The sequence below is a fragment of the Pseudomonas sp. DR208 genome, assembly GCF_019823005.1.
Lineage (GTDB): Bacteria > Pseudomonadota > Gammaproteobacteria > Pseudomonadales > Pseudomonadaceae > Aquipseudomonas > Aquipseudomonas extremorientalis.
Window position 1 is genome coordinate 820777 of record NZ_CP081944.1, and the last position, 12408, is coordinate 833184.

The 12408-nt window shown below is 56.7% G+C and carries 11 protein-coding genes and 2 tRNA genes; 6 read left to right on the plus strand and 7 right to left on the minus strand.

Annotation, left to right across the window (positions count from 1 at the left end; all coding sequences use genetic code 11):
* Positions 1 to 4: 4 nt before the first annotated feature.
* The 7 genes from K5K89_RS03560 to K5K89_RS03590 form a co-directional block, all read right to left on the minus strand.
* The gene (locus K5K89_RS03560; RefSeq protein ID WP_058423458.1) at positions 5 to 1480 is read right to left on the minus strand and encodes a hypothetical protein; all 1476 of its coding nucleotides are present in this window, start codon (positions 1478 to 1480) and stop codon (positions 5 to 7) included.
* A 2-nt stretch (positions 1481 to 1482) separates the two neighbouring features.
* The gene (locus tag K5K89_RS03565) at positions 1483 to 2838 is read right to left on the minus strand and encodes a MinD/ParA family protein (RefSeq protein WP_058423457.1); all 1356 of its coding nucleotides are present in this window, start codon (positions 2836 to 2838) and stop codon (positions 1483 to 1485) included.
* Between the two features lie 10 nt (positions 2839 to 2848).
* Positions 2849 to 3244, minus strand: coding sequence for a hypothetical protein (locus K5K89_RS03570; RefSeq protein ID WP_147467444.1), 396 nt, complete (start codon positions 3242 to 3244; stop codon positions 2849 to 2851).
* A 95-nt stretch (positions 3245 to 3339) separates the two neighbouring features.
* Positions 3340 to 4893, minus strand: coding sequence for an ABC transporter permease (locus K5K89_RS03575; protein ID WP_222540866.1), 1554 nt, complete (start codon positions 4891 to 4893; stop codon positions 3340 to 3342).
* Entirely contained in the window at positions 4893 to 5918 is a 1026-nt protein-coding gene (locus tag K5K89_RS03580) for an extracellular solute-binding protein (RefSeq protein ID WP_071491673.1), read from the minus strand. Before K5K89_RS03580 ends, K5K89_RS03575 begins: the two co-directional genes overlap by 1 nt.
* Positions 5919 to 6063: 145 nt before the next feature.
* A tRNA-Leu gene (locus K5K89_RS03585) sits at positions 6064 to 6150 on the minus strand.
* Between the two features lie 152 nt (positions 6151 to 6302).
* A tRNA-Leu gene (locus K5K89_RS03590) sits at positions 6303 to 6389 on the minus strand.
* 225 nt (positions 6390 to 6614) lie between these two features.
* Between K5K89_RS03590 and rnr the strand changes: the two genes are divergently transcribed.
* The 6 genes from rnr (at position 6615) to rplI (ending at position 12367) form a co-directional block, all read left to right on the plus strand.
* Positions 6615 to 9242 (plus strand): ribonuclease R, encoded by a 2628-nt coding sequence (gene rnr / locus K5K89_RS03595; protein WP_071491670.1) that lies wholly within the window; start codon positions 6615 to 6617, stop codon positions 9240 to 9242.
* Entirely contained in the window at positions 9239 to 10000 is a 762-nt protein-coding gene (rlmB, locus tag K5K89_RS03600; protein WP_092246628.1) for a 23S rRNA (guanosine(2251)-2'-O)-methyltransferase RlmB, read from the plus strand. Before rnr ends, rlmB begins: the two co-directional genes overlap by 4 nt.
* Before the next feature lie 290 nt (positions 10001 to 10290).
* Positions 10291 to 10713 (plus strand): 30S ribosomal protein S6, encoded by a 423-nt coding sequence (gene rpsF / locus K5K89_RS03605; protein WP_003236224.1) that lies wholly within the window; start codon positions 10291 to 10293, stop codon positions 10711 to 10713.
* A 28-nt stretch (positions 10714 to 10741) separates the two neighbouring features.
* Positions 10742 to 10972 carry a 30S ribosomal protein S18 gene (gene rpsR / locus K5K89_RS03610; RefSeq protein WP_002551829.1) on the plus strand — a complete coding sequence of 77 codons (231 nt, stop codon included), beginning with the start codon at positions 10742 to 10744 and terminating at the stop codon, positions 10970 to 10972.
* 36 nt (positions 10973 to 11008) lie between these two features.
* Positions 11009 to 11902 carry a hypothetical protein gene (locus tag K5K89_RS03615; protein ID WP_071491668.1) on the plus strand — a complete coding sequence of 298 codons (894 nt, stop codon included), beginning with the start codon at positions 11009 to 11011 and terminating at the stop codon, positions 11900 to 11902.
* Positions 11903 to 11920: 18 nt separating this feature from the next.
* A complete protein-coding gene (rplI, locus tag K5K89_RS03620; protein WP_003171376.1) occupies positions 11921 to 12367 on the plus strand; it encodes a 50S ribosomal protein L9 in 447 nt (148 codons plus the stop codon).
* Positions 12368 to 12408: the final 41 nt, after the last annotated feature.

The window sequence follows — 12408 nt, forward strand, 5'->3', positions numbered from 1 at the left end:
GGGGTTAGCGATGCTGCGATGGTGCCAATGCGCCTTTTTTCAATAGTTTTGCCGCAACTCGAAAAAGGTCGGGCATATCTAAGCGACCGTCATTCCGCCGATACATTACACCTATCTCTTCAAGCATCTTCGAGAGTTCTTCCTCCTTATGTGCCTCTTGGTTTTTAAAGGGCAGAAGGTAGCTGTGACGTTTTGCGTCTGCAACTAATGTCTTTATAGTTCCTGCCTTTCTCCATACGTCAAATACTGCATGATCATCTTGCGGCAAGAGTAGGCCTGCTAGAGGCGCTAGGACCCCCTTGATCCATGGGAATTCTTGATGCAGTTGGTCGACACGTGTCTTAGAGGCTTCACGGAGGCCATGTCTGATGCCATCAGGAGTTAAAACCTTGTCTAGGGGCGCAACACCATATTTCGCTGCCGCATTCATCAGTCCCAGGAAGCTTCTTGGTGTAACTTCCGCATGGGCGTCAGCAGTATGTCTCAACGGCCATTCGTAGGTGCTGCCTTTTTTGAATGCATAGCTACCAGTTCCCATATATGGGCCGGAGAATTCAATCATCAAGTTCTTCTGATCTTCCTCGTCATGGATCAGAGACCACCGCCGAGTCAAGATGGATTTCCTGCTGGGTTTAGGTAGATTATTAGCTGTCAGTAGCTTGTTAAACGCTTTACGAGTGTCTTCCTTACTTGATGAGGCTAGTCGCGAATACAGAAGGCCATAGAGGTCTGTCCAAGACCACGCCAAGCGGACTGCCCCAGTTCGGAGTTTCGGAAGTTCTACGAATCGTAGTGCATCATCCTCAATCTGGTCAGGACGTAAAAAAAGTTTGACGCGAATAGAGCGGTAGGCGCGCATAGCCCATACCACTTCCAAAAGGGCCTCTGTCAGCAGCCGTCGCCGCGGCCATGTGCGTGCTACGGTATCGAGCGCGTCATAGACAATCAGTAAAGTTTTTCCTTCGTCACGAAGCCGGTGCTCATGATCAATGAGCAGATCTTCTCGAAGCTCCCAATCCATTCCAGCACTGATAAATTTCCCCGGTCTGCTACTAAGCTTTCCTGCTGACTGAGCCGCTGCACTTAAAATAGTTGCCCACCAAAAAGCTTTAGCTTCATCGAGCGCAGCGGTAGCAGGTACATATTTATCAATCGCTTCATGAGATATGCCATCAGGGCCTCCGACGCCAGTGTATCCAAACCGAACAATCAGTTCAGAGAGGCCTAGCTTGGGATAAGCAATAGCTGCTTCCTTCAGTGTTTCAGTCTGACCAAGAACACTTGACCAAAAACTTTTGCCGCTGCCGCGCGATCCCACAACAATTGGAATCATTGGATCCAGCGCAACAGCGTGTTTTTCTGGTGCATAGAGGTCCTCAATTTTTGCCACATGGGCGCCAACCGCATCATTAGATACGTCGCCTGGGAATTGAGCGACGGCGTTACGAAGTGCTCGAAAGTCGTCTTGGGAAAGATTCATTTTTATTCCAGGAGCTGAGGGATGCTATTGTTTATCTTGTCTAGTAGTTCCTGATAGGAGGAGCTGTAGATGCTGTTTTCGATTAGGTCGCGTTTTATTAAAGGATTGAAGCTTTTGTATCGTGAGTCGTCGATGATTGCTAAAGGGGTGAAATAATTAGGGTCTTCAGCTGGTAGCACATCTGCGTCGGAAATCTCATCGTCCCACTCCAACTGATCAAAGTCGCTGATCTCATGGTTGATCTCGTTAATTGGGCTTTTCTGGTGAGGCCCTAGTCCGATAGTAGTAAACAAGCTTTCGCAACGTTCTGCAAAGTCTTTGCGAAGCTCCGATTCTGCGGGAGCTTTGCCTTGGATAATTGTGAATCGGCTTAGCCAGCCAGGCAATTGCTCGGCGTTAGTGAACTTAGCCATATGGGATAGTAGAATTCTAAAGCCTTGAAAGGTTTGTGGCTCATCTAGTCCGAAAAGGAATACTTCCGCCCCTAAACCTAATAACGCAGAAGCAGTGGTTTCGTGAAGGCCGGCACGAGCATCGACCAGGATAACGTCATACCGACGCGGATCAGAAAACTGGTCGATTAGTGATGAAATTTGGTCAAGAACCGTAATTACTTGTCCTTCGGGGGTAATGTCCTCGGCGTAAGCCCGAGCAATTTTTGCTAGGACTTCAGACGGATTATTTATTGAGCGCCGACCCAAGACAGGTATAACGTCTATTCGGCCGTTATTACCAGTCAATGGTGACGGGCTGACTAAGTCGGCCAAGAAAGTTTCGTCCAGTGCTGTAAGTCCATTTTCAACTAAGGCATCTAGCAAGCCAAACTCAGGGAGCGTGTCATCGTTCAGAAGAATAGCGCCGAGCCCTGGAGCCTCAATGTCCAAATCTATAGCTAAAACTTTTAAGCCGCGAGCAGCCAAATCCGCCGCTACAACTGCAAGCGCTGTCGATCGCCCAACTCCGCCTTTAATGCTTGAAAAGACGAAGCGCGGCGGCGCTGAGTTAGGTGGGGCTGGGGCGCGTAGCCAATCCGCTCCAACCAGACGTCTATCTATTAGGCGAATTTTCCGCCCTTCTATGATAAGGGAAGTTATCGTGTTTTCGATTAATAAATCACTGACTCCATATTCCGAAATGTCAGCTACCAGTTGATCGTCTCGGGCGTAGTGCTTAAGGGACGACCGCAGTGATGTCGATAGTTGCTCGATAGTCGCTGGAGACAAAATCGAGTTACTAAAAAATGCCAATCTGCCGGTGGTGTCGCGTAATACGACACCGTCAGAAAGTGCCTCATCTCCAAGCTGTCTAGCCACTGTTGTGGCAAGTATTCTAAGGCTGTCATCGAAGTGAACGCGCATCAATAAATCCTCAGGTACCAATAGAGCCAATTACGCTAACGGCCTGCGCTTTCCACTGATCCAACAGTCTGGTTGGGATTTGGTTTCCTTTGCTGTAGCGCATCGTTATATCCCAATCTGAAAAAAAGTTGTCGTTCAGAACGTGTCTGCGTAAAACAGTGGCATTTCTGCCTTCAAGCTTGTTTCTGAGTAGCGTTTTCAGCGTTGGAAAGTGTGCGAAAAAGGGGTCATTTTCACGGCTCGCGAGTGGCCTGAACCCGATTTCAAGCATCAATGCCTTTACTCCGCACTCGGCAGCAATTCCGTACAAGTAACCAGCAACATCTCTGCGGTTAGTAGGGTCTAGAATGTCAGCTGCTTCCAGATGTCGTCTCGCTGCTGCTCTCATGTCTGGGGCGTAAGGCATCTATCTCTAACCTTCAAAAAATGAAGGAACAATAGTCGTTCGGATGGCTGAAATCCATTGTAATTTGTTACTAGGGAATATGCGCGTTTGAGGGCTTAACGACTCAGGTACATCCGGGTTGTCAGCAGATAAACCGGCAACCCCGACACCAAAATCAACAGCGCCGCATATGGCGCTGCTGCCGCGAACTCAATATTCGAGGTATGCGCCCACACAGCAGTCGCCAAGGTATTCAGCCCCGTCGGACTGAGCAGCAACGTCGCCGTCAATTCCTTCATCGCATCCAGGAACACCAGCGCAAACGCCGCCCCCAATGCCGGGAAAATAATCGGCAACGTCACTCTGCAAAACGCACTGAACGGCGAGGCGCCCAGCGTGCGTGCAGCCTCTTCCAGCTGCGGCGCAGCCTTGTTCAGAGCCGTACGAATCGGCGCCTGGGCCAGCGGCAAAAACAGCAACGCATAAGCAATCAACAGCAACGCTGACGTCTGATACAGCGCCGGCACGTAGTGCAGGGCGAAATACACCAGGGTCAGCGCAATCACCAGGCCGGGCAGGGCGTGCAGCAGGTACGGCAGGCGCTCGGCCCATACCGCCAGTTGGCCTTTGTAGCGCACTACCAGTAACCCGACCGGCACCGCCAGTACCAGGCACAACGCGGCGCCTCCGAGGGACAGTGCCAATGAGGACAGCAACGCTTCACCGATCTCTACTACCGGGAACGCGGCAGAAGAGCCCACCGCCAGCCAATAACCGAGCATCCCCAGCGGAATCCCGCTGCCGATGATCGCCAGCGCCAGGCAATAAACCTGGCTCAGTGGCGCCCACTTACCCAATCGCACCTGCTCCGCATGTCGCGCTGCGCCCTGGCCAATGCGCACGTGCCGGCCCTTGCCACGCACGCGCAGCTCCAGCCACAGCAGCGTCAGGCACATCACCAGCAGCACGGCGGACAGCATTGCAGCATTCGCATTGCTGAATTCCAGCTCGAACTGCTGGTAGATCGCGGTGGTGAAGGTCTGCAACCCAATGATCGACAGCGCACCGAACTCCACCAGCATATGCAGCGCGATCAACAATGCCCCCGCCAGCAGCGAGGGCCACAACAGCGGCAAGGTGACACGAAAAAAGATGCCCCAGCGATTCAGTCCCAGGGTGCGGGCCGACTCTTCCAGTGCGGGATCAAGATTGCGCAGCGTTGCCGCCACCGGCAAGAACACCAGCGGATATTTGGACAGGCTCATCACCAGGATGGCGCCACCGAGCCCTTCGAAACTGGCGCTCAGCGACACCCAGGTAAAGCTGCTGACAAACGCCGGTACCGCAAACGGCAGGCACAGGATCACGCCCCAGATACGTCGCCCCGGCAGGTTGCTGCGCTCCAGCAGCCAGGCGAGGGACAGGCCGATCACTGCGCAGCCCGCCGTCACGCCCACCATCAGCGCCAGGGTGTTGCGCAGCAACCCAAACACATAAGGTCGCCACAGCAGATGCACCGCTTCCGCCCAGCCCGCTTGCCAGGCCTTGGTGCCGACGTACGCCAGCGGCAACAGGCTCAAGCCAACCAGAAACAGCACCGGCAGCAACAGCCAGATCGACGGACGTTTGCGCCTTGGGCTGAGCCGCAGGGCGGGTAGCGATGGGTTCATCAGTTCAAGCCAACGTCACGTTCCAGGTCGAGGGCTTCTTCGGCGTTGCCCAGGTCGGCCGGGGTGACTTTCGGCGGTTGCAGTTCGCTGAAAGGCTTGAGGCCGCGATTGGATTCCATACCCTTGCGCAGCGGGTATTCGGCCGAGGTGTTGGTGATCACGCGCTGGCCTTCTTCACTGGCCATGAACGCCAACAGTTGCTGGGCTTCCTTGGGGTGCTTGCTGGATTTCAGCGCGGCAGCGGAAGACACGGTGATCAAGCCGCCGGCGTCGCCATTGGTGAAGTAGTGCAGTTGGGAATCCAGATTGGTCTTTTCTTTCTTCAGGGCGAACCAGTAGTAGTTGTTCACCAGCACGGTGGCCACTTCGCCGTTTTCGACGGCTTTCAGCGCAACCATGTTGTTGCTGTACACCTTGCCGAAGGCGCGCAGGCCGGTCAGCCATTCTTCAGCCGCTTCGCGACCGTGCAGCTTGATGATCGCCACGGCTTGTTCCTGGAACGCGCCGCTGGTTGGCACGAAGCCGACTTTGCCTTGCCACTCGGGGCCGGCAAAGTCGAGTACCGATTCGGGAAGGTCTTTTTCAGCAATCAGCTTCGGGTTGAAAGCCACAACGCGAGTGCGCGCGGTCACGCCCATCCAGTCGCCATTGGCGCCAACATAATCCTTGGGCAATACGTCGAGGGTGCTGGCGTCGATCCTGGCCAGCAGGCCTTGCTCGCCGAGTTTGTTCAGCGGAGGCGATTCTTCGGTGTAGATCACATCGGCGGGCGAGCGGTCGCCTTCTTCGACGACTTGGCTGGCCAACTGGTTGCTGCTGCCTTTGCGCACGTTGACGTGGATGCCGGTCTTGGCTTCGAAGGCCTTGGCGAGTTCATCGCCGACTTCTTTGTGCTGGCCGTTGTACAGGGTCAGAGAGACCTTGTCGGCGGAATAGGCGGTGGGCGAGAGCAAGGTCAGGCCGAGCAGGGTGAGGGTCAGGCCACGCAGAAGGGATGTCTTGAGACGGGTATCGCGGATGGTCATCCGAAGTTTTCCTCGCTTGTGTGCAACAAATCATTGCAAGGATAAACGATAAAGTTTCTCAGGTGCGGACGCAGACGGAAATCGACTGGGAAGTTTTCAAACCCCGGAAACGAAAAAACCCGCTTTCGCGGGTTTGATCTGAATTTGGTGCCCAGGAGAAGACTCGAACTTCCACGACCTTGCGATCACCAGCACCTGAAGCTGGCGTGTCTACCAATTTCACCACCTGGGCATTATCAACAACGCTTGCGCTGTTGATGGAGCGAACTATACGGAGGGCTTTTTGATCTGTAAACCCCTGATTCAAAAAAATAAATCAAGTTTTCCGTTAAAAATCAGAGCCTTGAAACGAAAAAACCCGCTTTCGCGGGTTTGATCTGAATTTGGTGCCCAGGAGAAGACTCGAACTTCCACGACCGTAAGGTCACCAGCACCTGAAGCTGGCGTGTCTACCAATTTCACCACCTGGGCATTATCAAACAACGTTGCCGTCGTCGATGGCGCGCACTATACGGAGGGGATTTTAAGCTGTAAACCCCCGCCACGAAAAAAGCCTGGAAAATTTCGCCAGTGGTCGTGCAAGGTGCCTGTTGCGGGCTGCAAAGGGCTTTAAAAGGCTTGTTGACGTCTGAAATTTCCCGTTTCAATACGCGTATGCCAAACTAACCCGCATATAGACAAGGTGAAAACTCTCTAATGGCCGATTGGCAGTCCCTCGATCCCGAGGCCGCTCGTGAAGCGGAAAAATATGAAAACCCTATTCCTAGCCGCGAACTGATCCTGGCGCACCTCGCCGATCGGGGCTCGCCTGCTAGCCGCGAGCAGTTGGTTGAAGAATTCGGTCTGACCACCGAAGACCAGCTCGAAGCCCTGCGCCGCCGCCTGCGCGCCATGGAGCGCGACGCACAATTGATCTACACCCGCCGTGGCACTTACGCGCCAGTGGACAAGCTCGACCTGATCCTCGGCCGCATCGCCGGCCATCGTGACGGCTTCGGCTTCCTGATCCCGGACGACGGCAGCGATGACCTGTTCATGAGCCCGGCGCAAATGCGCCTGGTGTTCGATGGCGACCGTGCCCTGGCGCGTGTTTCCGGCCTGGACCGTCGCGGTCGCCGTGAAGGCGTGATCGTCGAAGTGGTGTCCCGTGGTCACGAGACCATCGTCGGTCGCTACTTCGAAGAAGGCGGCATTGGTTTTGTGGTGCCGGATAACCCGAAGGTGCAGCAGGAAGTGCTGATCACCCCGGGCCGCAATGCGAATGCCAAGGTTGGCCAGTTTGTCGAGGTGAAGATCACCCACTGGCCGACCCCTCGCTTCCAGCCGCAGGGTGATGTGATTGAAGTGGTCGGCAACTACATGGCGCCGGGCATGGAAATCGATGTCGCGCTGCGTACCTACGATATTCCTCACGTCTGGCCTGAAGCCGTCGTGAAAGAAGCGCGCAAGCTCAAGCCGGAAGTCGAAGAGAAGGACAAAGAGAAGCGCATCGACCTGCGCCATCTGCCGTTCGTCACCATCGACGGCGAAGACGCCCGCGACTTCGACGATGCGGTCTACTGCGAAGCCAAGCCGGGCAAGCTGCGTCTGTTCTCCGGCGGCTGGAAGTTGTACGTGGCGATTGCCGACGTCTCCAGCTACGTGAAGATCGGTTCGGCCCTGGACAACGAAGCCCAGGTGCGTGGCAACTCGGTGTACTTCCCCGAGCGCGTGATTCCGATGCTGCCGGAAGAGTTGTCCAACGGGCTGTGCTCGCTGAACCCGAAAGTCGACCGTTTGGCCATGGTGTGCGAGATGACTATCTCGAAAACCGGCGAAATGACCGATTACCAGTTCTATGAAGCGGTGATTCATTCCCAGGCGCGCCTGACCTACAACAAGGTCAGCACCATCCTGGAACAGCCGAAAACCAGCGAAGCCAAAGCATTGCGTGGTGAGTACGGCCATGTCGTGCCGCATCTCAAGCAGCTCTATGCGCTGTACAAGGTGTTGCTGGGCGCACGTCACACCCGAGGCGCGATCGATTTTGAAACCCAGGAAACCCGGATTGTCTTCGGTTCCGAGCGCAAGATCGCCGCGATCACCCCGACCACCCGTAACGATGCGCACAAGCTGATCGAGGAATGCATGCTGGCGGCCAACGTGGCCACCGCTGAGTTCCTGAAAAAGCACGAGATCCCTGCGTTGTACCGGGTGCACGACGGCCCGCCGCCGGAGCGTCTGGAAAAGCTGCGCGCGTTCCTCGGCGAACTCGGCCTGTCCCTGCACAAAGGCAAGGACGGCCCGACGCCGAAGGATTACCAGGCTCTGCTGGCCAGCATCAAGGACCGCCCGGATTACCACGTGATCCAGACCGTCATGCTGCGCTCCCTGAGCCAGGCGGTGTACAGCGCGGATAACCAGGGCCACTTCGGCCTGAACTACGAGGCGTACACCCACTTCACTTCGCCGATCCGCCGTTACCCGGACCTGCTCACGCACCGTGCGATCCGCAGCGTGATCCATTCCAAGATGAACACCCCGCACGTCAAGCGCGCCGGTGCCATGACCATTCCGAAGGCGCGGATCTATCCGTACGACGAAGCGGCCCTGGAACAGCTGGGCGAGCAGTGCTCCATGAGCGAACGCCGCGCCGACGAAGCCACCCGCGACGTGGTGAACTGGCTCAAGTGTGAGTTCATGAAGGATCGCGTAGGCGAATCGTTCCCGGGTGTGATCACCGCCGTGACCGGCTTCGGTCTGTTTGTGGAGCTGACCGATATCTACGTCGAAGGCCTGGTGCACGTCACCGCCTTGCCGGGCGACTACTACCACTTCGACCCTGTGCATCACCGCCTGGCGGGCGAGCGCACCGGTCGCAGCTTCCGCCTTGGCGATACCGTTGAAGTGCAGGTCATGCGCGTCGATCTCGACGAACGCAAGATCGACTTCGGCATGTCCGATAAGCCAGCCGAATCGCCGGGCAGCCGTAAAAAGCGTGGTAGCGAACCGACCAGCAAAGGCAAGGCCGCGCCTGCCAAAGCAGCGACCGTCGAACCTGCGCCAGCCAAGGCCGGTCGTCGTTCATCGACCAAGGAAAAGGCCCCCGAAGCCTACCGCCCAAGCGATGCAGCGGCGAAAAACGCTGAACTGCGCAAGAGCCGTGAGTTGAAGCAGCAGTTGCTCAATGAAGCCAAAAGCGGTGGTAAAGCGGCGTCTGGGGGAAAGTCCCACGGGGCGGAAAAACCGTCGAGCAAGCCCAGTAAACACCGTAAAGGCCCGCCAAAAGCGGGCTCGGCTCCCGCGAAAAGCGGCGGGTCGCGCAAACCTAAGGCTAAGTCATGAGTCTGGAAAAAATCTACGGCGTCCACGCCGTAGAAGCACTGCTGCGTCACCACCCCAAGCGCGTCAAGCAAGTCTGGCTGGCGGAAGGGCGCAGCGAGCCGCGCGTACAAGCGCTGGTTGAATTGGCCACGCAAAACAAGGTTGCCATCGGCCAGGCCGAGCGTCGTGAAATGGACGTGTGGGTAGAGGGCGTTCACCAGGGCGTGGTGGCGGATGTCAGCCCGAGTCAGGTCTGGGGCGAGGCGATGCTCGACGAGCTGCTCGACCGCACCGAAGGTGCGCCGTTGTTGCTGGTGCTGGACGGCGTGACCGACCCGCACAACCTCGGCGCCTGCCTGCGCTCGGCGGACGCTGCCGGTGCGCTGGCGGTAATCGTGCCTAAAGACAAATCGGCGACGCTGACGCCGGTGGTGCGTAAAGTCGCGTGTGGCGCAGCCGAAGTGATTCCGCTGGTGGCCGTGACCAACCTGGCGCGCACCCTGGAGAAGCTCCAGCAGCGCGGCCTGTGGGTCGTGGGTACGGCGGGAGAGGCCGAGGTCAGCATTTATGACCAGGACCTCACCGGCCCGACCATCCTGATCATGGGTGCCGAAGGCAAAGGTATGCGCCGCCTGACCCGCGAGCATTGTGATTACCTGGTGCACCTGCCGATGGCCGGTAGTGTCAGTAGCCTCAACGTGTCGGTCGCCACCGGCGTCTGCCTGTTCGAAGCCCAGCGCCAGCGTGGCGCAAAGGCCAAGGCCAAAACGAAGAAGTGATCAAAATGTGGGAGGGGTCTTGCCCTCGATAGCGGTGTGTCAGTTGCAGATGATGTGGCTGATCCTTCGTAATCGGGGGCAAGCCCCCTCCCACAGTGTTTTTGGGGTGTCTGGAAGATTGTTCAAATAATCACCAATCACCTTGCACGCATCCTCCCCCTTCTCTACAATTGCGCCCCTTGCCTTCCTGGCGGGCACCGAGGTGCCTCCCTGCGGCAAGATCCATAAGTGTCATTCACTCCTTGTCTGACCGTTTTTGAGCGGCAGGCTACAACCCGTAAGGAGCATTCATGCGTCATTACGAAATCATCTTTTTGGTCCACCCGGATCAAAGCGAGCAAGTCGGCGGCATGGTTGAGCGTTACACCAAGCTGATCGAAGAAGACGGCGGCAAAATCCACCGTCTGGAAGATTGGGGCCGTCGTCAACTGGCCTACGCAATCAACAATGTTCACAAGGCTCACTACGTGATGCTGAACGTTGAGTGCACTGGCAAGGCCCTGGCCGAGCTGGAAGACAACTTCCGCTACAACGATGCTGTGATCCGTAACCTGGTCATCCGTCGCGAAGAAGCCGTTACCGGCCAATCCGAGATGCTCAAGGCTGAAGAAAACCGCAGTGAGCGCCGTGAGCGTCGCGACCGTCCTGAGCACGAAGGCGCTGATAGCGCTGATAGTGATGACAGCGACAACAGCGATAACGCTGACGAGTAATCCACGGACCTTTTAAGGAGCCTATCAAATGGCACGTTTCTTCCGTCGTCGTAAATTCTGCCGCTTCACCGCTGAAGACGTGAAAGAGATCGATTACAAAGATCTCAACACTCTGAAAGCCTACGTATCCGAGACCGGCAAAATCGTTCCAAGCCGTATCACCGGTACCAAAGCACGTTATCAGCGTCAGCTGGCCACCGCTATCAAGCGCGCCCGCTTCCTGGCCCTGCTGGCCTACACCGACAGCCACGGCCGCTGAGACCGGGCAGTCGACAAGTAGTAAGGGATTGAATGCATGCGCGCCTTAGCTGAGTTCATCATGCGCGGTCGCGTGCAGGCCACTCTCGTAGTGGCTGGATGTGCAGCATTGCCGTTGTTGTATTGGTTGGGTGCTGCCGCAGGTTGCCTTGTGCTGCTGCGGCGCGGTTTGCAGGATGCCCTTGGCGTCCTGGCCCTGGGAGTGCTGGCCGCCTTGATCTGGTGGCTGCAACTGGGCGAACCCAAGGTACTTCTGGTACTGCTGGGATCGTCGAGCCTTGCGTTGGTTTTGCGCGCAAGTGAGTCCTGGGCCCGCACGCTGCTGGTCAGCGTGGCAGTGGGGTTGGTGTTTTCGGTGTTGATCGACGCGGCTTTCCGCCCGCAGATCGAGGTGCTGTCGCAAGAGATCGTCAAGGTCCTGCCGATGGCCCTCGGGGAACTCTACCAGCAGCTTTCGGTAGATGAGCGAGCGCGTCTTGCGACACTGATTGCACCGGCCCTGATCGGCCTGATGGCGGTAATGATGCAGATCGTCAGCGTGCTGAGCCTGATGCTTGGGCGATATTGGCAGGCGTTGTTGTACAACCCGGGTGGTTTTGGTCGCGAATTTCGCAGTATCAGAATCCCCGTGGGCCCGGCGATGTTGCTGCTGGCACTCATGGTGGTCGGACCGTACTTCGGTTCACAAGCCACCTTGCTGGTGCTGTTTTGCAGCGTACCGCTGGTGTTCGCCGGACTGGCCCTGATTCACGGGCTGGTCGCGCAGAAGCGCCTGGCCAAGTTCTGGCTGGTGGGGATGTACGTAACAATGGTGCTGTTCATGCAGCTGATCTATCCGTTACTCGTGGTTCTGGCCATTGTCGACGGCCTGATTGATTTTCGCGGTCGTCTGGCGCCGAAAGACGCCGATAACGCGAACGGTGAAGGTTAAAAGTTAGAGGATTTTCACATGCAACTGATCCTTCTGGAAAAAGTCGCCAACCTGGGCAACCTGGGCGACAAAGTGAACGTTAAGGCCGGCTACGGTCGTAACTACCTGCTGCCATACGGCAAAGCCACCGCTGCAACCGCTGCCAACCTGGCTGCGTTTGAAGAGCGTCGTGCCGAGCTGGAAAAAGCCGCAGCAGACAAAAAAGCTTCGGCCGAAACTCGCGCTGCCCAACTGGCTGAGCTGGAAGTGACTATCACTGCCACCGCCGGTGACGAAGGCAAGCTGTTCGGTTCGATCGGCACCCACGACATCGCTGATGCACTGACCGCCTCCGGCGTTGAAGTGCAGAAGAGCGAAGTTCGTCTGCCGAACGGCACCATCCGCAACGTAGGCGAATTCGACGTAGCCGTGCACCTGCACGCCGAAGTTGAAGCCACCGTACGCGTTGTCGTGGTAGCAGCTTAAGCCGCACCTAACTGGCTGGCACCTCGCGTGCCAGGCGGTTA

What these genes read in the sequence shown, in the direction of transcription:
- K5K89_RS03565 (WP_058423457.1), bottom strand. Translation starts at nt 2,838, where the DNA reads ATGCGCGTTCACTTCGATGACAGCCTTAGAATACTTGCCACAACAGTG.
- K5K89_RS03560 (WP_058423458.1), bottom strand. Translation starts at nt 1,480, where the DNA reads ATGAATCTTTCCCAAGACGACTTTCGAGCACTTCGTAACGCCGTCGCT.
- rplI (WP_003171376.1), top strand. Translation starts at nt 11,921, where the DNA reads ATGCAACTGATCCTTCTGGAAAAAGTCGCCAACCTGGGCAACCTGGGC.
- rnr (WP_071491670.1), top strand. Translation starts at nt 6,615, where the DNA reads ATGGCCGATTGGCAGTCCCTCGATCCCGAGGCCGCTCGTGAAGCGGAA.
- rpsF (WP_003236224.1), top strand. Translation starts at nt 10,291, where the DNA reads ATGCGTCATTACGAAATCATCTTTTTGGTCCACCCGGATCAAAGCGAG.
- K5K89_RS03570 (WP_147467444.1), bottom strand. Translation starts at nt 3,244, where the DNA reads ATGCCTTACGCCCCAGACATGAGAGCAGCAGCGAGACGACATCTGGAA.
- K5K89_RS03575 (WP_222540866.1), bottom strand. Translation starts at nt 4,893, where the DNA reads ATGAACCCATCGCTACCCGCCCTGCGGCTCAGCCCAAGGCGCAAACGT.
- rpsR (WP_002551829.1), top strand. Translation starts at nt 10,742, where the DNA reads ATGGCACGTTTCTTCCGTCGTCGTAAATTCTGCCGCTTCACCGCTGAA.
- K5K89_RS03615 (WP_071491668.1), top strand. Translation starts at nt 11,009, where the DNA reads ATGCGCGCCTTAGCTGAGTTCATCATGCGCGGTCGCGTGCAGGCCACT.
- rlmB (WP_092246628.1), top strand. Translation starts at nt 9,239, where the DNA reads ATGAGTCTGGAAAAAATCTACGGCGTCCACGCCGTAGAAGCACTGCTG.
- K5K89_RS03580 (WP_071491673.1), bottom strand. Translation starts at nt 5,918, where the DNA reads ATGACCATCCGCGATACCCGTCTCAAGACATCCCTTCTGCGTGGCCTG.